Origin of the sequence: Microcystis sp. CS-574, assembly GCF_028329095.1 — a bacterium.
Taxonomy (GTDB): domain Bacteria; phylum Cyanobacteriota; class Cyanobacteriia; order Cyanobacteriales; family Microcystaceae; genus Microcystis; species Microcystis ichthyoblabe_A.
The window spans coordinates 18,589-40,207 of record NZ_JAQMSY010000142.1 but is presented as its reverse complement, the minus strand read 5'-3'; the positions used below and the strand labels follow the sequence as shown (position 1 = coordinate 40,207).

The window sequence follows — 21,619 nt, the reverse complement described above, 5'->3', positions numbered from 1 at the left end:
CTAATGCTATTCAGATTCATTCGCCGACTAAAAAATCGAGCCGTCAAACAAAAGCGCCAGCCACAAGAGGTAATCGAAACGGACTTAAATTGGATTTGGCAACCTTTTGAAAATTCAAGCAATTTTCAGTTCTCTGCTACTGTCAAGAAAGTTGCTGCTGCAATTATTGAAAGCTCTGCTGATGATATTCCTAAAATCACTTTTGAACTCGATCCTCGGTTAGTCATTCCTTTATGTGCGATTCAGTTACAAGATGAAATTAATCTAACTCAATTAAGTTATTTTAAAAATGAATTGGAATCGGTTTCACTTGAAAATTTAGACAATAAAATAGAGTTTGTTGATCGAGTGTTAAGTAAAATCACTCCAAACCAGCGTTGGTTATATTTATTTAATAGTCTGACACCTGAATTAAAATTTGCCTTACTGTTTCGTTTAATCAACTACCGCCGCCCCACAAGAAACGACTGGCGCAATCTTTTTGAAAAAATAGAATATGAGTTTAAAAAAGGCCGAGAATATCTAATTGTTTTAACTGTTGTCTTCTTGCTCTCTCTTGCATCTGTAATTGAAATATTCGCTATCATGTACAGTCAGCCAAAAAGTTGGGTTAATGGCTTGATGGCAATCACAATTGCTGTTGTGCTGTATTTTTTGATAGTTTTATGGCGAGAAATTATACTCGAAAAAGATACATCAGAGCCAACTTTATTGATGCAATTGGGCTTACTGGGACCCTGGACGTTTTGCCAAGAATGGTATCGACAACTCAGAAAAAACCTACTTTGGGCAGGGGTGACAGAGTATGAGCTTGCGGATGTGAATGCGGCTGTGGCCGTGGTTGTGGCTGTGGTTGGGACTGTTTTTGTGCCTGTGGTTGGGGCTGTGGTTGTGGCTGTGGTTGGGTCTAGAGCTTGGTTTATAGCTGTAGTTGGGGCTGTGGTTGGGGCTATGTATGGGGCTATGTATGGGGCTGCTTTGGTTGGGGCTGGCTCTAAATCTAAATTTGGAATCTGGGGCGCGGCTGTGTCGGTTGGGATTGTGGCTGTGTATTGGGCTGTGGTTGGGTCTATATATGGGGCTGGTTTGGTTGGGTTTATAGATGGGTTTTGGGCGGTGACTGGGGCTTGGTTTGGCGCTGTAGCTGGGTTTTGGGCTGTAGCTGGGTTTATAACTGTGGTTTGGGCTGTAGCTTTGGTTTCGGCTGTAGTTTGGGCTGTGGTTGTGGCGGTGACTGGGGTGGTGGTGGTGGCTGGATCCGTTGGGGCGGCGGCTGTAGCTGTCGCGGTGGCTGGCACGGTGGCTGGAGTTATTGTCTTTGGTTTGGGAATTTGGTATCTGGCTAAAGAAAAAACAGATTTAGGATGGGTGCGATTCTTGTCGATATTGGCTTTTCCCTGGTTTTGTTGGTTTCCCATTGTATTTGGGTTTACCTCTTTTGCTCTGTATCATCGCCTATCTTGGGAATGGCAATCAATATCCCTATTTTGGCTAGTTATCTTCGGATTTTGTACTGTCCTTTGGGTGCGAGGTAAAAAATTAGAAGAAAAAGCCCGCAACCCCCTCAGAGGCATTTTAGATGGGCAGTAATAGTCGCCCAAACAGTAATAAACTTGACGATGTTATATAAATTCTTCTACTGTTGAGATACAGTGAACAGTAAACAATGAAATGACAACTGATAAGGGACTTGCGCTTTGATAATGTACCTTTTGGGCGAACGCAGTTCGCCCCTACATTGTGGACAAAATCCGTTACTGTAGGGGCGCAAAGCTTGCGCCCTCCGATCGATTGGGATATTATTCCCACGCAAGTCCCTAAGCTGTTCGTAATTTAAATTGCTTGTTGAGACGAGGCAAAAGGCAAGAGGCTTCGGCCGTGAGCTCAGCCGAACGGCAAAAGGCAACAGTAAAGGGATTGGGGGAGGTTCGGCTAATCTAAGAATAAGCGGTTTAAATGCGTCTTAGCTTAACTGTTTACTGTTTACTGTTTACTGAAAAGCCCCCATTGCCACTTCCCCACTTCCCCACTTCCCAATTCATAATTTATAATTCATAATTCATAATTCCCACTCCCCCTCTCCTAACAATCGACTGCTAAGATCGAACAGAGCGATCGATCTCTCGCTCCCACGATACCTGATAAAACTATCTATGATCATTAAAAATAACCCCTATTATCGGGCTGTAATCGGCTTTTGGGTCGCTTTCCTTGTGTTTTGGAGTTTTGGGAGTTTCTCACCCCTTCTTGCCCAAGCGAAAGAGCAACCAGCCGATGTACAATCGATTACCCCCTACCTTAAGCAATTTCAACAAAAAATTACCGAATTTCGCCTCGACAACGGACTAAAATTTATTATCCTAGAAAATCGCGATGCTCCGGTTATTTCCTTTGTCACCTATGCGGATGTGGGAGGTGCCGATGAACCGGACGGTAAAACAGGAGTTGCCCACTTTTTGGAACATTTAGCCTTTAAAGGCACAAAAACCATCGGTACTACCGATTATCTTAGCGAGAAAAAAGTCCTCGATCGCCTTGAAGCTATAGACAAAGAACTGCAAGCGGCCAAAAAAGCGGGTAAAAGCGCAGAAGTGGCTAAATTAACGGAAGAATTTCAAAAAACTAAGGCAGAGTCCGAGAAATTCGTCCAACGCAACGAATACGGGCAAATTGTCGAAACTCAGGGGGGAGTCGGTTTAAATGCCACCACTTCCAGCGATGCAACTAGCTATTTTTACAGTTTCCCGTCGAATAAATTGGAATTGTGGATGTCTTTGGAATCGGAACGATTTTTAGAACCGGTGTTCCAACGGGAATTTTACAAAGAAAAAGACGTAATTCTAGAAGAAAGACGGATGCGGACGGATAATAGCCCCTTGGGTCTATTAATCGAAGCTTTTCTCGATCAAGCTTATACTGTCCATCCCTACAAACGTCCCGTTATCGGCTACGATCGAGATATTCGCAATCTGGAACCCTCAGATATCCAAAACTTTTTCGATAAATTTTATCCTGCCAGTAATTTAACCATAGCTATCGCCGGGGATGTGGACCCAGAACAGGTCAAACAGTTAGCTAAAGTTTATTTTGGTCGTTTTCCCGCTAAACCGAAACCCCCACAGGTGAAAGTAGTGGAACCGAACCAAACCAAAACAAAGGAAATTACCCTAAAATTAGCCTCGCAGCCTTGGTATTTAGAAGGATACCATCGTCCCGCCCTCAATCATCCCGATCATGCGGTTTACGAGGTTATCGCCACTTTAATGAGTGAAGGAAGAACTTCGCGACTGTATAAAGCTTTAGTGGAGGACAAACAACTTGCTCTCGCTGCCCAGGGATTTAACGGCTTTCCGGGGGATAAATACCCGAATTTGCTGTTATTCTATGCTCTCAGCGCTCCTAATGTCAGCCTAGAGGAAGTAGCGCAGGGTTTAAATTTGGAGTTGGAAAGATTGAAAAATGAACCAGTTTCGGAACAGGAATTAGAACGGGTTAAAAATCAACTACGGGCAGCCCTATTAAGAGGTCTTGATTCTAACATGGGCATGGCGCGATCCTTGATTGAATACGAGGTAAAAACCGGCGATTGGCGTAATTTATTTGCCCAATTAGATGCTTATAATGCTGTCACGGCAGCCGATATTCAACGGGTGGCTAAAGAGACTTTTACCCCGGAAAATCGCACTATTGGCCGAATTTTACCGAAATAGAGAGATGGGGAGATAGGCGATTTTTCAGTGAGCGGTATTAAGTGAGCATTCCCTGAAAAAAAGCTACCTTCTCTCCTCTCCAGTGCCGTCTTAACAAGTAATTTATACTAAATCCTAAGACTTTTAGACTTTTTTCCCTCAAAAAGTGCCTACCATTGGAGTGATCGGGGGTAAAATTCAGGTACTTTTTCCCTGAAAATTAGGTACTTTTTACCTGAAAATCGGTAAAACCCCACACCCCACACCCCACACCCCACACCCTACACCCCAACACCCCACTTCCGGTGCAGTTAATCACCCACTGCAGGATCGCAGAATCCAACCCAGTAAGACTCCAATACCACCAAAGCGGACAATTTGCCAAAAAACTTCCCCCAGCAGTCCGCGACGGATTCCTTCCCAGAATAGGCGCTTTAATTCCCCTTCTTTGAGTAAATTGCTTTCTAAAATTACCTCTAATTCTTGAATCTGTTCGCGAATTTGTACCAATTCCTTTTCTAGTTCAGGTAGGGGATTTTCGCGCCATTGGGGTTCTATTTGGCTAAATTGTGCCTCTAGGTCTTTTTTTTGCTGTTCTGCTTCATTGATCTGTCGATAACGGTCTTTTAGTGATGCGATCGCCGCTTCGACTTCTTCAATCGCTTCGGTAAATTCTGCCGATTCATCGTTAGGGTAGGGGTTTTCTTCTAAGGACATGGACTCGATCCGATTGCCTGCGTCTAAACTATAGTTATAGACGATTTTACGGTTTTACGAAACCTTTTGATTATGATTCCATCCCCTGTCTCTTCCTCCTCTCAGACTGTTGATGATCTATCTACCCTGGAATTGGCGCGGATTTTGGCGGAACGTTTGGCAATCGCACCGATTGACTGGCATCGTCTGAAGGCCAATCGTAATGCTCGGGCTGCTGAACAATTGGGGACGGCTTTGGTGTTTTTATTAGATAATCAGCCAGAAGAAGCACTTCCTCGGCTACAACAGGCTACAGGCTGGCTTGATCGCTCGATTTCTGCTCCTCCCTGTCCTTCTCACGGTCATGGTCATTAATTCAACCAGCGTTCCTGTTTAATTTGTTTAGAAAGTTTCAGTTGGGTTCCTGTTTGATTCCAGTGAACTTGGTCGAAGATTTGATATAACATACACAGTCCTCGGCCATTTTCCGCTTCTTCAGGGGGAAAATTGGGGCAATCGCAACTACAGCCATGATGGTGACAACCTGGCGTAAATCCACAACCTTCGTCGGTAATTACCCAAGAATACTCGTCTTTACTGCTGGAAAATTGAACAACCACGGTTTTGCTGGGATCGAGATGATTGCCGTGTTTAGCGGCATTAACTAAAGCTTCTTGCAATCCTAATCTAATTTCTGGTTCTAATTCTTCGGGAATACTAGCGGTCAATAAATCTAAAATCGGACAAAGATACAAGGTGGAAGCGAAACTCATGGTGTTCCAGCTTCGTTTGCTTGTTGGCAGTGAAATAGCAATCACGCGCTTTACCTCTAGCTTTTATTCAATGACTGTTCTCTTGCAGAAAGATTAAGGTCTCTTAACCGTCGATCTAGATGATTGCCATACCTAATAAGTCATATTTTGTCCCTTTTCTGTCTCTGAGATTGATTAGATATTTTTATGATTGATCTACACACCAATCGAAAATCAAGGCAGCTTTGAGCGAGTAGTTAATCAAAAAAGTAGTTAACTGGAACGGGGCTTAATATGCTATTATCCTTACCCATTGACTTTTCGACCATAAACGGCTAAAGGGTCGGGTTTTTCCCCTTATTTCATCCTACCATATTTGTGTTTTTTTGTCTAAGAAAAGCAGCGCATTCGACGTGGGGAGTTTGGGGAAAGAAATCGGCGGTTTGCACTTCTAGCAGTTGATAATCGCCTGTTTTACAAAGATATTGCAAGTCTCTGGCTAAAGTTGCACTTTGACAACTGATATAAACAATGCGTTGACTTTGCAGCTGTAACAGGCTATCAAGGACAGAGCGATCGCAACCTTTGCGGGGCGGATCGAGTAGAATAATGTCGGGTTTAACTGTCAGTTGCGGTAAAGTTTTTTCTACAGCCCCTAAAATAAAGGTTGTGTTGGTAATATTATTTAATTGGGCGTTAATCTTGGCTCGATCGACGGAAAAGCTATAGGATTCTAGTCCAATCACCTCTTTAACCCGTTTAGCGAGGGGTAAAGTAAAAGTACCGATACCACAGTAAGCATCAATAAGAATTTCTTCACCTTTAAGCTCTAATTTCTGGCAAATAAGCGCCAATAAAGCTTCAGCAGCCTCTGTATTAATCTGAAAAAAGGTATCGGCAGCCAATTGATAGGTTAATCCGGCGAACTTTTCGTTAATATAGTCCCTTCCGGCGATAGTTGTGGTCTGAGTGCCAAAAATAGCATTACCTCGATCGGGGTTATAATTCAGGGTTACACCGACTAAATTGCCGTATTTTGCCAGCCATTGCCGCGCTTGGGTCTCAATTCCCTGTAAATTATTATCGGTACTAATCAGGGTTAATAAAATTTCTCCCGTGTGGCGGCCAATTCTTAGGGATAAATGGCGTAATTGTCCTTGATGGGTCTTTTCATCATAAATTGACCAGCCTTGCTCCTGAATATCCTGTTTTATCTCTGCTAGAAACGGATTTAAAGCCTGATCTTGAATCGGACATTGATTGAGATTAATCAGATGATGGCTGCCGCGACGATAATAACCTGCTTGCACATTGCCGGTGGGGGAAAATCCGAGAGGATAGGTAGCTTTATTGCGATAAGCGAGGGGAGAAGTACCGGTGAGGGGAGGATAAACCAAAGGATCGGTAAAACCGCCAATTCTGGTTAATACCTCTTGTACTTGCTCTTTTTTGACCTGCAGCTGAAATTGATCCTCGATGTGTTGCCATTGACAGCCACCACATTTATCGGCAACGATGCAGCGGGGCCGGATACGATGGGGAGAAGCTTGTAGAATAGTTTGTAGTTTGCCGATCGCATGACTTTTTTTGATATAGGTGATGCGAGTTTGAATGCGATCGCCAATAACCGTATCTGGTACAAAAATCACCTGTCCTCGGTATTTTCCCACACCTTCGCCCGTATGGTTGAGGTCGGTAATCTCGATCTCGATTAAATCACCTTGTTGCATAGTTAGGGAAACCAGTTTTCATCCAGGGTTTCTTCTCAGTAAAAATAACCCAACTCTATTCTACAATCAAAAATCAATTTTTCTAAAATCCTAGATCAGCTTTGGCAATTTTGGCCGCCGCTAAAACTTCCTCATCGGGTAATTCTCGCCAGTCGGTTGCGCCTATTTCAGTATAGAATTTTTGATCGTAGGCGCGAGTACGAATTACTACCGGCATAGGGACCGCATGACCTAAAACTAAAGCCTGTTGTTTTGAGTCTAATTTCGCTAAAACAGATCGCAAACTTCCCCCTCCAGAAACCCCAGTAAATATGGCTTCGATGTCCTTTTCATCGTTTAATAAACAGGTGATTCTCGTCCCTACCTGAGACATAACTTCGTTATCAATTCCTGAAGGTCTTTGATCGACAATTAAGAGAGTAACAAAGTATTTTCGCATCTCCCTGGCGATAGTTCCAAAGATAGTTTGATGCACCACGGCAGAATCGAGAAATCGATGAGCTTCTTCAATGGTAATCACTAACTGTTGCGGTCGATCAACGGGGTTTTTAGTTTGTAAAAAATATTCAGCTTTTTTAACATAATTAGCATGAATCCGACGGGTGATCATATTGGTGGCTAACATATAGGAAAGCATATTACTTTGGGAGCCAAATTCAATGACAACGTGCTTACCCGCATCTAAAGCTTGCAACACCTGATCGATATAATTGTGGGGACAAGAACTTCTTAAATATTTCAAACTATCTAGACGCATTAATTTTCTCTGGAGGGACATGATTGATCCCGCATGGCCCTGTTTTTCCGTACAGAAGATTTTAATATCCTCGTTACTCATATTCAATAACTGAGTAATCCAAGATTCTCCATACTCGTTATAGAGAATATTGGCATTATCTAAACTAGCTTCCGAGATGCCTAATTCCCGACCGATTAAACGAATATCTTCGATTTCAATTTGATTATAACTTAAGAATAATTCCTGCGCTCCTCGTACTCCCCGGCGTTTGGTAGAATCGGGATCGAGGGTATAAATTTCTACCTGTCCGGGGAATAATTGACATAATCCTTTCACCGTAGAAACCTCCTTCCCCTCTTTCATCGCTTCCCAACCGTATTCCGAGTGCATATCAAACATGAGGTTAACCCCTGCTTGTTTGCGAATAATGCCCGAAATTAGTAATCTAGTTAAAAAGGATTTTCCCGTCCCAGATTTGCCAAAAACACCGTTACTACGTTCCACAAAGCGATCGAGATTAATACATATTGGCACGTCCATGTCAAGGGGTTGACCAATAGCAAAATTCTTTCTGGTGGGATCATCTTCCCAACCGAAAACCATGCGAAAATCCTGCTCACAAGCTTCATAAACTTGGCTAAAATGCGCGGGAATAGTTTTAACTGGCAGTAATTCTAAATCGGCGCTAGTTTGGGGTTGAAAAGAGCCTAAGGAAGTGTCGGAAACTGCCGGGGAATTACCTCCAGTCGGAGTAAACATGAGCATAGGCGATAGTTCAATAGTACCATAAGTACCGCTACCCGCTAAAACATCGCGCATAAAACTATCATCGGGATGGGGAGGATTCGCGATAATCCGGGGACTGGAGTTACCCAGGGAGACATCGGTGAGGAGACAGAAAAAACGCGAGCGAGTGCCTTGCACAACCAAAAACTTACCGACGCGCATATCTTCTACCGAAATATCCGGATAAAGACGGATTTCTAAACCTTCACTCAGGGAACCTTGAATAACCGATCCGAGGGGCTGTTCACTCATGCTAACCTTGATTTGTGGCGATCTATCTCCCTATTCTGTCACTTTTCCGTTAATCGGTGCAAACTCGATCGGGGACAGTCATCAGTGATCAGTAAACAGTAATCAGTGAACTTAAAACTCAAAACTAATAACTGATAACTGATAAAGGGGTTTAAGAAAAAAAATCGGGTTGATCAACGGGAAGCAAGGAAATAGCCAAGGGAGAAGAGAATGCCACTAAAAAAGTGAAGATTAACCGCTATAAACTTGCAGTTACTGACTAGCTGAGGTTGGTCGTGATTTTGGTTAACGTGGTGGACTAATTGCCAAGCGAAAGGGAGACTAAGGAAGATTAAAAGGGTGAGAGGGGGATAAACCTGCAGCAGCACAAAAACCACCGTTAAAACATAAACGAGAACCGTCACTACGGTTAAAACTTTAGAACCTTTTAAAGTACCTAAACGAGCAATAGGTGATTTTTTACCCGCTTTGAGATCATCGGCAACTTGATGGAAATGGGAACAAAAAAGGATGATAGAAGTGGTAATCCCGATAATAATTGAAGCTGCTAGACTAGAGAGAGAAAAAGCACCCACTTGGGAATAGTAGGCAGCCGCAATCGCCAAGGGTCCAAAAGTAAAAAAACAGATAATTTCCCCTAATCCTTGATAACCGAGACGGAAGGGAGGACCTTGATAGGTATAGCCCAAAAAACAGCAGAGGGCGATTAATTCTAGGATCATCCAATCGCCTCGCCAATAACTAATAGCAAAAATACCAGCAATACCCACTAATAGAAAAAGATTACTTAGCCAGAAAATTAAAGATTTATTGCCAGTTAAATTAACGATCGAATGTGCCTTATTAACATCGATCCCAGTATCGGCATCAAAAACATCATTACTGAGATTTAACCAAGCGAGAATTAAAATAGCTGAGAGGATAAAAGTGGCAAAAATCGGCAGGGAAAATTGACCTGTTTCCTGATAAGCGATCGCTGTTCCCAGAATAATCGGTATAATCGCCACACTATACATTGGTGGTTTAATGGCTGCTAACCAGAGTTTTTTGGGTGAGGGAGTGGTGATAGTATCGGTGGTCATAGCTGAATAATAATCAGGAAAACTCGATCGCTCTAGGGATAAAAAACGAGGGTTTAAGGTAGAATTATAGCTTTTTGTGCCTCCACTAGAAAGGCGGCATTTCCTATTTGTGATGATAAACAGAAGTTATTAAAAATGGTAGGAGTGCAGGGGATGCGCCCAAAATTTCCTATAGGGTGTTATTCTCTAGACGATAAGCTGAAAATTCCTATAACTTTCCTAGCCACCGATGAGAGCGATCGCTAAAGATGATATTCTTTATATTCACCATGAGGATGTGCCGGTTTACAAAAAAGGCGGTTCAGTGGTGAGAAATAGTTATTTTTGGGCGCTAAAATCGATCGCCTGTGGAGCGCGTCGGGGACAGGATTGGGAGTTCGATGCACAGGTGTGGGTGGCGCTGGTGCGGATGTTGCTCTGTTTTGCCAATTCTGGCTATTTGGGGGATGGTGAGACAATTTTAGAGTTTACTGTCGATTGTCCCATTCCCGAACCTTTACGGGGGATATCTACTTACTTATAGCCTCGCTGAGATAGTTAGCGGTGGATTCCACTAGGGGAATAGTATTTTCGTATAACATTCGCGTCGGTCCGATAATGCCGACACTACCGACGGGAGTATCTCCCTGTTTATAAAAAGCGGAGATAAGAGTACAAGGACGCATGGATTCCAGAGGATTTTCGGAACCAATGGTGATTTTGACTTTTTTAGCTGATTTTTCTAGTTCTGGTCTTTGTAAAATCAGGGGTAAAAGGCGATCCTGTTCTGCTTCCAATAGATGCAGTAACATTTGTACTTGTTGCCATTGGGCGAATTCTGGCTGTCGAATGACTTCAGCGACACCATGGACGATAATCTCTGGGATGGCAGTGGATTGGAGACTAGCGCTGATTTCTTGGCTTAATTGTCGGAGAAAATGGGTATAACGGGCAAATTCTCGCTCGATTTGCTGCCAATCGAGGTTAATTAAATCTGCCAAGCAATAACCTTTTAATTTTTCCCCGAGAAAATTAGAGAGGATTTGTAATTCTTCTGCTAATCCATCCTCCTTGTCCGTTGCCATAGACTCAGGAATCTCTATCATAACCGAGCGTGTTTGTAAACTATCTGTAACAATAATTAACATGATCTGCCGGTTCGAGACAGGGATTAATTGCAGATGACGCAGGGTATTAGTGAGGGTGTGGGGAAGGGTAACGATAGCGATATAACCGCTTAAACCGGCTAAAAATTGGGTAGCCCGTTGCAGCAGACTTTCGAGACTCCAAGCGGGAGATTTAGCGTTTTGATGCAGATAATAGCCGATTTTTTCGCCGATACGGTCATCGGGAGTCATTAACTCATCAACGTAGAGACGATAACCCCAATCGGAGGGAATGCGTCCGGAGGAAGTGTGGGGTTGATAGAGTAAACCTTCTTTTTCTAGTTTACCGAGAGCATTGCGAATCGTGGCGGAACTAACCGTAAATTTGTACTCCTCTAGCAGAGTTTTCGAGCCAACCGGTTCGGCTGTGGCGATATAATGTTGGATTGTCGCCTTTAAGATATGTTGATAGCGATCGCTGAGATGGGTTCTAGCGGACATAGGGGAATAATCTTAACAAAAGATTTATAACATTTTTCTAGACAGTATAACGCTTATTCAGTTATCAGTTATCAGTTATCAGTTATCAGTAGTCAGTCATCAAGGTTCTTCGTTACTTGGTATGGTTCGATCGGGTGGCATAAATCGACTATATCCTTATCTGGCAAGAGATTTAATTGATTAGTTCGCTCTAGATCAAAAACAATTGACAAAAATCGCAGCAATGTCTGTCTCTATAAGGGTTTCATTCCTTATAACCCCGTCCATTGCAGAAGACAAACCGAAGGACCGTAATCAATGGGGAGAAAGGGGATAGTTTACCCCTCTCTTTTCCCGATGGGGGCTATAAAAATTAGTAACGGGGAATATTAGGATCGACGAGGAGGGAATAAGCATCGATGCCGCCGTTAATATTTTTAACATTAGTAAAACCCTGACTTTGTAGCCATTGGCACATTTGCAGGGATCTCATGCCATGGTGACAGATAACGAGGGTTTCCGCTTGGGGGTTGAATTGGGTGGCAATAGTGGGCGACCATTCTTGGTATTGACTCAAGGGTAAAATGGTAAAACTGGCTACAAATGCCATGGCAACTTCCTCCGGTTCGCGCACATCAATAAGTTGTAAATTAGGATCATGATCGGCTAAACGGAGAGCTAGTTCATGGACGCTAATTTCGGGAATGCTCATAGATTTGGTCTTAAGAATCGGTTATCTTTCCTTTAGAGTAGCAAATCGAGGGACCCTGAGCGTTTATCTGTGAACAGTGCCTAGGTTGTGATAATGGTGAGGAGAATTCTGAGGAACAGAAAAAAGCGCATTTGTCCCCGGCTGGATTTCAGTTAAGCTTTGATTAGAGGTTATTGTAGGAGAGAGTTATTGATACCGAATAGATTCACCCAGATGTATTGCGCTGAAGCTATCTTGTCCTCGGTTTTTTGTCCTCTGATTAATTTCTAATCTGTACTGCATTCTCCCCTCTCCTTTCTCCCCATCTCCCCACTTCCCCACTTCCCCACTTCCCCACTTCCCAGCTTATGATTCCCCTACAATTAACCCTAAAAAATTTTCTCAGTTATCGCGAGGCAGTGCTAGATTTTCGCGGATTACATACTGCCTGTATTTGTGGTGCCAATGGTGCGGGAAAATCCTCTTTACTCGAAGCAATTACTTGGGTAATTTGGGGGGAAAGTCGCGTCTCGATTGCTGATGATGTGATTCATGCGGGCAGCGATTATGCGCGGGTAGATTTCGAGTTTAGTTATGGGGGAGAAATCTATAAAATTATCCGTAGTCGTCACCGGGGGGGAAAAGCTTCTAGTTTAGATTTTCAGGTGATTAATGATCAAAGTTTTCGTCCTTTATCGGGTAAAAGTATTAAAGATACCCAAGCACAGATTAATACTTATCTAAAAATAGACCATAAAACTTTCATTAATTCTGCTTATTTACGACAGGGACAAGCGGACGAGTTTATGAAACAGCCTCCTAGTGGTCGTAAACAGATTTTAGCAGAATTATTACAACTCGATCGCTATGAAATTTTAGCTAATAAAGCCAAGGAGATATCGAAACAATTTGATGGACAATCCCTCCAGATCGAGCAGCAAGTAGAAACTATCAAACTCCGTCTTCAGGAGAAAAATTCTTATCAGGAACACCTGCAAGAGTTAAGCACCCAAATTAACCAAATTAATCAAGAACAAGAGGTAAATAATCGGCGTTTACAGCAACTACAGGGGGAAGAAAATCAGCGTCAGAATTGGGAAAAACAGCTGCAGTGGCAACGAGAACAGGAGCGAGCTTTATTAGCAGAAATCGAGAGATTAGACCGGGAAAAAGTTAGTCTAGACAATCAATTAAATCAAATAAGGACTATTCTTCATCGCAAAAATGACATTATTACTGCACACGAGCGCCTAATCAATTTAGACCAGAAAGAGGCAAGTTTGTCAAGTCAATTGCAAGCTTGGCAACAGGCCCAGTATGATAAACAACAATTAGAACAGAAATTACAGCAAAAAATTAACGAATTTACCCTTCCCATCCAACAAACGAGCGCTCGTTTAGAAGAATTGCGAAGACAGGAACAAGAAACTCAAAAAATTATCGAGCAAGCGGGGGATATTCAAGCAGGATTAGAGAAGTTAAATTACCATCGTCAACGTCTTCAGGAATTGGATAGATTAGCTTTAAAATATGCTCCTTTAAATAGCCGAAAAGCTGATCTAAATATGCAGTTGGAACGGGAAAAAGCCAGGATTAATGCTCGTCGGGAACAACTGCAAAGAAATCGGCAACAATTAGAGACAGAAATCGCTCGTATTCCGCTGCTAAGAGAGGAAGCTCTCAATTTAGCCAAGCGAATTAAGGAACTAGATAAAAAACAAACCTATTGTGAACGAGTGGAAGAAAAGGAAACGGTTAAACAAGTGGATAAAAAAAGTTTATTGGATCAACAGAAAAGATATGAAGAACAACTTTTAGAGTTAACTGATAAATTGGAAAAATTAAATATTCCTGATTCGGTTTGTCCTTTGTGTGAACAGAATTTAGACAGTCATCACCGTCATCAGGTAATCAGAAAAACCCATCAACATCAAGAACAAATTCAAGAGCAAATTTGGTCTTTACAGGAACAGATGGCAGACTGCGATCGAGATTTAAAACGTTTACGCGAGGAATTAGCCCAAATTAAACAAGAATTGCCAGTAAGATCGAATCTACAACAAAAATATGTGCAGTTAGAAGTCAAGTTAGAAACTATTGAAGAAAAGGAAATAGAACTAGAGAAAACCGAGGAGATACTTGTGGAGTTAGAAGCACTTTTAAGCAGTGGCAATTATGCCCTAGAATTACAGCAAGAATTGCAAATTGTCAATCAAGAAATCGCCTTATTAAATTATGATGAACAAAGTCATGCTTTAGTCAGAGGAGAAGAAAAAAGATGGCGTTGGGCAGAAATTCAAGAATCAGAACTTAAGCAAGCAAACCGTCGTTTAGCTAATATCAAGGCTGAGAAACCTAATTTAATTAACCAATTAGCTAAACTAGAACAAGAGAAGCAAGAACTAGGTCAAAATTCCCCACTTAAACAGGAAATTGAACGCTTAGAAAAGCTTATTCAAAACTTAAATTATGATCGCAGTGAACATCAGAATATTCAAAATCTGATTCGACAATTACAGGGGGTAAGATTACAGTATCAAGACTGGCAACAAGCGGAAAAAATTTATCCAGAAATAGCCGCTAAAATCGCTGACATTGAGCAAAGATTACAGCTGCGAAATGAGGATCGCCAGAAGCTGAATCAGGAGTTAGCAAATATTATTCAAAAGATTGGTACTTTGACCGACTATCGCCAAGAAATAGCCGTGTTATCGACTAATATTCAACAGCGGAGACAGATAATTGATGGATTGCTCTCCCAAAAAGGTCGGGTTGAGGAGAAATTACATCAACTAGAAACCTTAGGTAAACAACTGACAGAAAAAGAGAGCGATTTAGCTAAAGTTAAAAAACAATATAGAGTTCATAAAGAGTTAGCCCTAGCTTTCGGCAAAAATGGTTTACAAACTCTGATGATTGAGAATGTTTTACCAGAGTTAGAAGCACAAACTAATCATATCTTAGCTCGCTTAACTGGTAATCAATTTCATGTGCAGTTTTTAACCCAAAAAAGCGGTAAAGGTACGAAGAAACAGCGAGAAAAGTTAATCGATACTTTAGACATTATTATTGGTGATACCCGGGGATCCCGTCCCTACGAAACCTATTCAGGAGGGGAAGCTTTTCGGATTAATTTCTCGATTCGATTAGCTTTAGCGAGATTATTGGCACAAAGAGCCGGAACAGCCCTACAAATGCTCATTGTTGACGAAGGATTCGGAACTCAGGATGCGGAAGGATGCGATCGCTTAATTGCGGCAATTAATGCTATATCCGCCGATTTTGCCTGTATTTTGACTGTAACTCATATGCCCCAATTTAAAGAAGCTTTTCAACATCGCATCGAAGTCCGCAAAACCGAACAGGGTTCCCAATTGATGTTATTATCCTAGGAAAAATATTGATATAAATATGGAAAAAATTACGGTAACAGTAAAACTATTTGCTATTTATCAAGAAGTCTATCAAACTTCACAATTAAACCTCGAATTTCCTGCCCACACTTCCCTTACAGAAGTGTTAAACTATATTATAGCCCCCTATCCTCAATTAGAAAGATGGCGCGATGTTACTCGTTTTGGAGTTAATCTTCAGTTTGTTTCGGGAGAGAAAGTCCTCGAAAATGGCGATGAGATAGTTCTAATTCCCCCCGTTAGTGGTGGCTAAATGGAGATAGGGAAAATCACAAAAACTGCCACCTTTTTCCCTTTTTACTTTTTCCTTGATATCCCGTGTCTAACTGGCAAATTCCCCCATCGGTAACTCTTCCCCAAGAGTTTTTAAAAATAGTCCAAGACTACACCCCAGAGTCGGATGGCAGCGTCGTGGCACAAATATTATGGCATCGCGGTGTCCGGGATGGGGCGACTCTGCGGACGTTTCTGGATGAGAAAGCTTATCAGTCAAAAACTCCCTTTGATTTTGGGCAAGAAATGAACTTCGCCGTCAAAAGACTGGAAAAAGCCCTAAATAAAGGCGAAAAAGTGACTATTTGGGGTGATTTCGATGCCGATGGTGTCACCGCTACCAGTGTCCTCTGGGAAGGATTAGGGCAGTTTTTTCCACCCTATCAACAGTTAGATTATTACATACCCGATCGCCAAAAAGAATCCCACGGCCTCAATTGTCCAGGTATCGAGAAACTAGCGCATCAAGGAACCCGTTTAATCGTCACCTGTGACACGGGAAGCACGAATATCGCTGAAATTGACTATGCAAACGGTTTAGGCATCGATATTATCATCACCGATCATCATACCCTACCCGACGAGCGCCCCGAGGTGATTGCCCTGATTAATCCCCGCTACTTTGTGGAAACCCATCCTTTCTATCATCTTTCTGGGGTTGCTGTTGCTTATAAATTAGTGGAAGCGATGTATTTAACCCTAGCAGATATTCCCAGAAAACCCCTAGAAAATTTACTTGATTTAGTTGCGATTGGTTTAATTGCCGATTTAGTCAAATTGACGGGAGAATGTCGTTATTTAGCTCAAAAAGGTATGCAAAAACTGCAAAATACTCAGCGTTTAGGAGTTAAAAAATTACTCGAGTTATGTAACAAAACCGGAGATAGACCGATGGATATATCCTTCGGTATTGGACCGCGAATTAATGCCGTCAGTCGCATTTATGGCGATGCTAGATTTTGTGTGGAATTACTCACCAGTGAAGATGAAAAACGTTGTCACGAATTAGCTGAACAAGCGGAATTAGCCAACATTCGTCGCCAAGAAATCCAACGGGATATTATTAAACAAGTTCAGAAAAAACTAGAGAGAATTGATCTTTCCACCACTAATGTAATTATTTTAGATGATCCCCAATGGCTGGCGGGAATTTTAGGATTAGTTGCGGGACAAATTGCCCAAGAATACCAGCGACCAACAATTTTATTAAGTACCAGTGAACCACCTTTTGCTAAGGGTTCCGCTCGGTCAATTCGTGAGATCGATCTCTATCAATTAGTATCCTCTCAATCCCATCTTTTACATCGTTTTGGTGGTCATCCTTTGGCCGCTGGTTTAAGTTTAACCATAGAAAATTTACCCCTATTTATTGAGGGAATTAATCAACAGTTGCGACGCACAGGAATTGATTTAACTTCCCTTTCTTCCCAGATAGAAGTGGATGCAGTGGTCAGGGTTTCCCAATTGGGAAAAAGTCTATTTCGAGAATTAAAATTACTGGAACCCTGCGGGATGGGTAATCCGACACCGAAGCTATTAATTCAAAATTGTTATTTTCACAATCTTTGGCATAAAAATCTTGAGGATTTCAAAGGCAAAAAAATCGCTTATCCCCGGACAACTTTTGATCTCTGGGATAGTTCAATCGAGCAGGGATTCCCCGGTATGTGGTGGGGTCATCAGAGAGACGAAATTGCTGTCGATACCCGTTATGATGCCGTAGTAGAATTGGATTTTAATACCTCCAAAAATCGCTATGAAGTGCGCTTAATTGCTCTGCAACTTTATCAACAAGAATCCTTAAGCTATGGCAATAAAAAAGATTTTTTAATCGACAATCGCAATCGAGAAATTAATCAAGAAGTTAACCAATTAAATCCCCTTTTTCTCCGGGAATGTCCCCGGGATTGGACAAAACTTTCTAGGGAATATCAACAGGCAATTTTACGCGATAAAAAGTTAGTTCTTGCCTATGCTAGTCCTTTAAAAAAATCCGCTCACACCTCATGGATAAACCTTGTGGGGATTGGGAAATATTTAGCTAGAACTAAAACCAGTATTTCCCGTCAACAATTACAAAACCGCTTAAACCTCAGTTATTATACCCTAGAATTAGGATTAGTTTCCCTAGCAGAAAATGGCTTTAAAGTCAAGAAAAATCAAGAAAATTTATCCTTTGAATTAGTCAATCATGAGGCAAAAATTAATAAGATTGAGCAATTTCTAGAAGCGGTGGCCTTAGAAAACTTTCTCCAGCAATACTTTGCTACTGTTCCTATAGAAATTCTGCAAACAATTCTCAATCATGAAGACTCGATCGATTTCTAATCATAACTCTTATTTACTGATAACTGATAACTGATTACTGATTACTGATTACTGATAACTCCTTGACCGAAGAATTTCGGAGGTTTTGCTAGGGTATAAACTTCCGTATTTTGTGCGATTGCTTGACGAATATAGAGAGGAGTTTGTAACATTCCTAGTAAAGTCATGCCATCAATTAAACGTAATCCTCCCGTAGTTGTATCGGTGATTAATTCATCCACCACATCGGGATCGGGACGAGTATTTAAAGGATGATTAGCACAAAGAGTAAAACCCCAAGGGGAACCATAACTAGGGGTGGGAGCGCAATAGGAATGAACGTAGGGAAAAACTGCTTTTAAAGTATTCACCAAACGAGCATGATACATCACCGAAGGAGGAGAAACCGGGCCAGATTGGACAACAACAATGCCATTTTCGGCCAAAACTCTTTGTAGTTTTTCAAAGTATTCTTTCGTGAATAGGGGGAAAGAAGGACCCTCTCCGATGGGATCAACCAGATCAGAAATAATAATATCCCATTGATCGTTAGTAGTGTCTAAAACTTCTAAAGCATCGGCCACAACTAACTCAAAACGAGGATCATCAAAAGTGCCTTGGTGCATTTCGGGAAGATGTTCCTTACAAGCTGCCACCACATCCCCATCGATATCGATCATCATCACTTTTTCGATTGTTTTCCAACGCAATAACTCCCGGGTTGTCGCACCTTCACCACCTCCCAGAATTAAAGCAGTTTTTGGTTCTTGGTGGGCAATCATTGCCGGTTGCACTAATGCTTCATGATAAATAAATTCATCCCCCGTACAAGATTGCCATTTCCCATCCAGTACCAAGGCTTTTCCATAGGCCCCCGACTCTACAATATACATCTCCTGAAAAGCGGTTTTTTTGTAGGCTAAAATCCGCGAAACCCCATGACTATAAATGTCCCAGGGGGTAATATATTCGTTAACCCATAGATCCGCTTTTAGTTCACTTCCTGCCATAACTAATCCTCCTTGGGGTGAAAAAGGCACGATCTATCATTATACAACAATTGACAAAATTCGATCGATAACCTGAAATTATCTCCCAGTCATCCCGAAGCTGCCGATAATCGATCGCTGAAAAACGTTAAGCTAGAAAAGATTAAGTAAGTAGTTATAATTAAATTGAAGATAGATTTTGCCTCTGATCCCCCCTGCCCCCCTTGATAAGGGGGGTGCCGATAGGCGGGGGGATCTCCCTTGATAAGGGGGGTGCCGATCCCCCCTTGATCCCCCGTTGATAAGGGGGGTATTTGATAATTTTTAACGCCTACCTACTTAGCGAACAGTAAACTTCTAGCCACTAACCTATGACCAAAAACGAGACTACCGAGAAAAAGATTTTTCTCCTAGATTTTGAAAAACCCCTCTACGAATTAGAATCCCGCATCGAACAGATTAAAGAATTAGCCCAAGAAAATAGCGTAGATGTCTCGGAACAAATTAGTCAACTAGACGAACGAGCTAATCAATTACGTCGTGAAATTTTTAGCAATCTCACCCCTTCCCAACGGCTACAATTAGCCCGTCATCCCCGGCGCCCCAGCACCCTAGATTATATTCAAGCCATCACCGATGAATGGTTCGAGTTACACGGGGATCGCGGTGGTTACGACGATCCCGCTCTTGTGGGTGGTGTTGCCCGTTTTAACGGTCGTCCCGTGGTGATTATCGGGCATCAAAAAGGCCGGGATACTAAGGATAATGTGGCTAGAAATTTCGGCATGGCTGCCCCCGGTGGTTATCGTAAAGCCATGCGTTTAATGGAACACGCTCATCAGTTTAATCAGCCAATTTTAACCTTTATTGACACCCCCGGCGCCTGGGCGGGGGTAGAAGCGGAAAAATTAGGTCAAGGAGAAGCGATCGCCTATAATCTTCGGGAGATGTTCCGTTTAGATGTGCCGATCATTTGTACTGTTATTGGCGAAGGTGGTTCGGGCGGTGCTTTGGGGATCGGTGTCGGTGATCGCCTGTTAATGTTAGAGCATTCTGTCTATACCGTGGCGACTCCCGAAGCTTGTGCAGCCATTCTCTGGAAAGATGCCAAAAAATCTGATAAAGCGGCAGTGGCCCTCAAAATTACCTCAAAAGATTTAAAAGAGTTAAATATTATCGATCAGATCGTTCCTGAACCCTCCAGAGGGGCCCATGCTGATCCGATTAAAGCGGCAGCCAATTTAAAAGCCGCTATTAGTGAAAATTTAGAGACTTTATCTTTGTTGACACCCCAACAACGACGCGAATCTCGTTATCAAAAATTCCGCAATTTAGGCGTATTTTTAGAAGCTACAGCTTAATCAGTGAGCAGTGAGCAGTGATCAGTGATCAGTTATCAGTTATCAGTTATCAGATGTGAGTTTTCAGTGATTAGTTTGTTTTGTAGATTTGGAAGATTTCAGCTTCAGCTTAAGGGTTGCACCGACAAAGCTATAATATTGATGGCAGGTTCAAGGACACACCAAATGAAACGGGACGAGGTGCTGGCAATTCTAGAGGCACACCGAGAACAGTTACAAAAACTAGGGGTGAAATCTTTGTCTTTATTTGGTTCAGTGGCAAGGGATGAAGCTGATGCCGATAGTGATGTAGATTTGTTAGTAGAATTCGATCGACAAGGTGGTTTTTTTCAACTTCTGCAAGTACAGTATTATTTAGAAGATATTCTGGGATGCTCTGTGGATTTAGGAACTCAGGATGCCTTAAGAGAACATTTACGAGAACCTGTGCTTGAGGAGCTGATCAATGCCTTCTAGAGATTGGCGACTTCGCCTTCAAGACATTTTAGAATCTATCAGTGAAATTGAACAGCGAACAAAGGCAATGACGTTTGAGGAATTTGCCAAGAATCAAACAAATATCAAAGCGGTTCTCTATGATTTTATTATTATCGGAGAAGCAACTAGAAATGTACCGAAGGAAATTCAGTCTCGCTATCCTCTTATTCCTTGGCGTTTAATGGCAGGAATGAGAAATGTTGCAACTCACGAATATTTTCAAGTTAATTTAAGTAGAATTTGGGCAACAATTCGAGAAGATTTGCCGACCTTAGTACCACAACTACAAGAAGTATTGTCAAGGGAAACAGACCCGGAATAGTTGCGGGGCATTTGTCATATTTATCGGGCAATTTAGCCTACTTTTGTGGTTTCTTTTTCGCTGGATTGGGAGGGTTTTAGTTTGCCCTTGATGGTTGAAGCTGCAGGGAGAGTAGCGAGGGTAAGGAGGACTTGAGTCCTACGCCCCCTCATAACAACTAATATGTAGTAATGTCGGGGCGCAATTGACACCATGATGTCGAGAGAGTCGATTAACTAGCGCTAACTTCAGCAGGATAAACGCTAACTTGACGGCGACTTTTATCCTTGTATTCAAATTTGACCACACCATCAATTAAAGCGAATAAAGTATCATCGCCACCACGACCAACATTTTTACCCGGGTGAACTTTAGTACCCCGTTGACGGATGAGAATATTTCCCGCTTTTACCACTTGACCACCGTAGCGCTTAACGCCTAGTCTCTGGGAACGAGAATCGCGTCCGTTGCGGGTACTACCCGTACCTTTCTTATGAGCCATAATTTCTCTCCAAA

At 42.1% G+C, this 21,619-nt stretch carries 19 protein-coding genes and 1 pseudogene; 10 read left to right on the top strand and 10 right to left on the bottom strand.

From position 1 onward, the window contains the following. The first annotated feature begins 3 nt into the window (after positions 1-3). On the top strand, positions 4-1,590 hold the full coding sequence (locus PN470_RS11390; RefSeq protein ID WP_272104560.1) for a hypothetical protein: 1,587 nt from the start codon (positions 4-6) through the stop codon (positions 1,588-1,590). A 563-nt stretch (positions 1,591-2,153) separates the two neighbouring features. Further along, a complete protein-coding gene (locus PN470_RS11385) occupies positions 2,154-3,710 on the top strand; it encodes a M16 family metallopeptidase (RefSeq protein ID WP_272104559.1) in 1,557 nt (518 codons plus the stop codon). Positions 3,711-4,004: 294 nt separating this feature from the next. Here PN470_RS11385 and PN470_RS11380 read toward each other — a convergent pair whose 3' ends face one another. Next, a complete protein-coding gene (locus PN470_RS11380; RefSeq protein ID WP_002735395.1) occupies positions 4,005-4,406 on the bottom strand; it encodes a hypothetical protein in 402 nt (133 codons plus the stop codon). Between the two features lie 72 nt (positions 4,407-4,478). Between PN470_RS11380 and PN470_RS11375 the strand changes: the two genes are divergently transcribed. Next, positions 4,479-4,760, top strand: coding sequence for a DUF6439 family protein (locus tag PN470_RS11375; protein WP_002735085.1), 282 nt, complete (start codon positions 4,479-4,481; stop codon positions 4,758-4,760). Here the strand turns inward: PN470_RS11375 and PN470_RS11370 are convergent. The 4 genes from PN470_RS11370 to menA all read right to left on the bottom strand — a co-directional run bounded on the left by PN470_RS11370 (position 4,757) and on the right by menA (position 9,726). Further along, positions 4,757-5,158, bottom strand: a complete 402-nt coding sequence (locus PN470_RS11370; protein ID WP_002744122.1) for an ATP-binding protein — start codon at positions 5,156-5,158, stop codon at positions 4,757-4,759. The two genes, PN470_RS11375 and PN470_RS11370, sit on opposite strands and share 4 nt — an antisense overlap. A gap of 341 nt (positions 5,159-5,499) precedes the next feature. Continuing rightward, positions 5,500-6,867, bottom strand: a complete 1,368-nt coding sequence (gene rlmD / locus PN470_RS11365; protein ID WP_272104558.1) for a 23S rRNA (uracil(1939)-C(5))-methyltransferase RlmD — start codon at positions 6,865-6,867, stop codon at positions 5,500-5,502. Between the two features lie 82 nt (positions 6,868-6,949). Next, a complete protein-coding gene (locus PN470_RS11360; RefSeq protein ID WP_002737662.1) occupies positions 6,950-8,644 on the bottom strand; it encodes a helicase HerA domain-containing protein in 1,695 nt (564 codons plus the stop codon). 173 nt (positions 8,645-8,817) lie between these two features. Beyond that, positions 8,818-9,726 carry a 2-carboxy-1,4-naphthoquinone phytyltransferase gene (gene menA / locus PN470_RS11355; protein WP_272104557.1) on the bottom strand — a complete coding sequence of 303 codons (909 nt, stop codon included), beginning with the start codon at positions 9,724-9,726 and terminating at the stop codon, positions 8,818-8,820. A gap of 229 nt (positions 9,727-9,955) precedes the next feature. On the opposite strand from menA, the gene PN470_RS11350 reads away from it, so the two are divergent. Next, positions 9,956-10,249, top strand: a complete 294-nt coding sequence (locus tag PN470_RS11350; protein WP_002735877.1) for a hypothetical protein — start codon at positions 9,956-9,958, stop codon at positions 10,247-10,249. On the opposite strand, the gene hrcA is transcribed toward PN470_RS11350, so the two are convergent. Both hrcA and PN470_RS11340 read right to left on the bottom strand, forming a co-directional pair. Further along, entirely contained in the window at positions 10,236-11,312 is a 1,077-nt protein-coding gene (gene hrcA / locus PN470_RS11345) for a heat-inducible transcriptional repressor HrcA (RefSeq protein WP_272104556.1), read from the bottom strand. The genes PN470_RS11350 and hrcA overlap by 14 nt on opposite strands. A gap of 352 nt (positions 11,313-11,664) precedes the next feature. Further along, positions 11,665-12,003 (bottom strand): rhodanese-like domain-containing protein, encoded by a 339-nt coding sequence (locus PN470_RS11340; RefSeq protein WP_272071951.1) that lies wholly within the window; start codon positions 12,001-12,003, stop codon positions 11,665-11,667. A 347-nt stretch (positions 12,004-12,350) separates the two neighbouring features. Between PN470_RS11340 and sbcC the strand changes: the two genes are divergently transcribed. The 3 genes from sbcC (at position 12,351) to recJ (ending at position 17,996) form a co-directional block, all read left to right on the top strand. Then, the gene (gene sbcC / locus PN470_RS11335) at positions 12,351-15,374 is read left to right on the top strand and encodes an exonuclease subunit SbcC (protein WP_272104555.1); all 3,024 of its coding nucleotides are present in this window, start codon (positions 12,351-12,353) and stop codon (positions 15,372-15,374) included. 19 nt (positions 15,375-15,393) lie between these two features. Continuing rightward, positions 15,394-15,648: a MoaD/ThiS family protein gene (locus PN470_RS11330; protein WP_002737297.1), complete on the top strand. Its 255-nt coding sequence runs from the start codon at positions 15,394-15,396 to the stop codon at positions 15,646-15,648. A 65-nt stretch (positions 15,649-15,713) separates the two neighbouring features. After that, entirely contained in the window at positions 15,714-17,996 is a 2,283-nt protein-coding gene (gene recJ, locus PN470_RS11325; protein WP_271936924.1) for a single-stranded-DNA-specific exonuclease RecJ, read from the top strand. Between the two features lie 41 nt (positions 17,997-18,037). On the opposite strand, the gene PN470_RS11320 is transcribed toward recJ, so the two are convergent. Continuing rightward, positions 18,038-18,985: a fused MFS/spermidine synthase gene (locus PN470_RS11320; protein ID WP_002790803.1), complete on the bottom strand. Its 948-nt coding sequence runs from the start codon at positions 18,983-18,985 to the stop codon at positions 18,038-18,040. Positions 18,986-19,335: 350 nt separating this feature from the next. On the opposite strand from PN470_RS11320, the gene accA reads away from it, so the two are divergent. From accA to PN470_RS11305, 3 genes are all read left to right on the top strand, one after another. Then, positions 19,336-20,325, top strand: a complete 990-nt coding sequence (gene accA / locus PN470_RS11315) for an acetyl-CoA carboxylase carboxyl transferase subunit alpha (protein WP_002737858.1) — start codon at positions 19,336-19,338, stop codon at positions 20,323-20,325. 165 nt (positions 20,326-20,490) lie between these two features. After that, positions 20,491-20,781, top strand: coding sequence for a nucleotidyltransferase family protein (locus tag PN470_RS11310; RefSeq protein WP_016516799.1), 291 nt, complete (start codon positions 20,491-20,493; stop codon positions 20,779-20,781). Further along, complete coding sequence (locus PN470_RS11305; RefSeq protein ID WP_103112027.1) at positions 20,771-21,124, top strand: HepT-like ribonuclease domain-containing protein; 354 nt, start codon at positions 20,771-20,773, stop codon at positions 21,122-21,124. Before PN470_RS11310 ends, PN470_RS11305 begins: the two co-directional genes overlap by 11 nt. Before the next feature lie 32 nt (positions 21,125-21,156). Here the strand turns inward: PN470_RS11305 and PN470_RS11300 are convergent. Continuing rightward, positions 21,157-21,249: pseudogene (locus PN470_RS11300) on the bottom strand (PEP-CTERM sorting domain-containing protein); the annotation flags it as partial. Between the two features lie 86 nt (positions 21,250-21,335). Continuing rightward, positions 21,336-21,605, bottom strand: coding sequence for a 50S ribosomal protein L27 (gene rpmA / locus PN470_RS11295; RefSeq protein WP_002744094.1), 270 nt, complete (start codon positions 21,603-21,605; stop codon positions 21,336-21,338). Between the last annotated feature and the right edge of the window lie 14 nt (positions 21,606-21,619).

Bases quoted from the DNA above. Each gene is read 5' to 3' on its own strand.
- PN470_RS11330 (WP_002737297.1), top strand. From the start codon at position 15,394: ATGGAAAAAATTACGGTAACAGTAAAACTATTTGCTATTTATCAAGAA.
- rpmA (WP_002744094.1), bottom strand. From the start codon at position 21,605: ATGGCTCATAAGAAAGGTACGGGTAGTACCCGCAACGGACGCGATTCT.
- PN470_RS11320 (WP_002790803.1), bottom strand. From the start codon at position 18,985: ATGGCAGGAAGTGAACTAAAAGCGGATCTATGGGTTAACGAATATATT.
- PN470_RS11375 (WP_002735085.1), top strand. From the start codon at position 4,479: ATGATTCCATCCCCTGTCTCTTCCTCCTCTCAGACTGTTGATGATCTA.
- accA (WP_002737858.1), top strand. From the start codon at position 19,336: ATGACCAAAAACGAGACTACCGAGAAAAAGATTTTTCTCCTAGATTTT.
- PN470_RS11350 (WP_002735877.1), top strand. From the start codon at position 9,956: ATGAGAGCGATCGCTAAAGATGATATTCTTTATATTCACCATGAGGAT.
- menA (WP_272104557.1), bottom strand. From the start codon at position 9,726: ATGACCACCGATACTATCACCACTCCCTCACCCAAAAAACTCTGGTTA.
- PN470_RS11385 (WP_272104559.1), top strand. From the start codon at position 2,154: ATGATCATTAAAAATAACCCCTATTATCGGGCTGTAATCGGCTTTTGG.
- rlmD (WP_272104558.1), bottom strand. From the start codon at position 6,867: ATGCAACAAGGTGATTTAATCGAGATCGAGATTACCGACCTCAACCAT.
- PN470_RS11340 (WP_272071951.1), bottom strand. From the start codon at position 12,003: ATGAGCATTCCCGAAATTAGCGTCCATGAACTAGCTCTCCGTTTAGCC.
- hrcA (WP_272104556.1), bottom strand. From the start codon at position 11,312: ATGTCCGCTAGAACCCATCTCAGCGATCGCTATCAACATATCTTAAAG.
- PN470_RS11310 (WP_016516799.1), top strand. From the start codon at position 20,491: ATGAAACGGGACGAGGTGCTGGCAATTCTAGAGGCACACCGAGAACAG.
- PN470_RS11390 (WP_272104560.1), top strand. From the start codon at position 4: ATGCTATTCAGATTCATTCGCCGACTAAAAAATCGAGCCGTCAAACAA.
- PN470_RS11370 (WP_002744122.1), bottom strand. From the start codon at position 5,158: ATGAGTTTCGCTTCCACCTTGTATCTTTGTCCGATTTTAGATTTATTG.
- PN470_RS11360 (WP_002737662.1), bottom strand. From the start codon at position 8,644: ATGAGTGAACAGCCCCTCGGATCGGTTATTCAAGGTTCCCTGAGTGAA.
- sbcC (WP_272104555.1), top strand. From the start codon at position 12,351: ATGATTCCCCTACAATTAACCCTAAAAAATTTTCTCAGTTATCGCGAG.
- PN470_RS11305 (WP_103112027.1), top strand. From the start codon at position 20,771: ATGCCTTCTAGAGATTGGCGACTTCGCCTTCAAGACATTTTAGAATCT.
- PN470_RS11380 (WP_002735395.1), bottom strand. From the start codon at position 4,406: ATGTCCTTAGAAGAAAACCCCTACCCTAACGATGAATCGGCAGAATTT.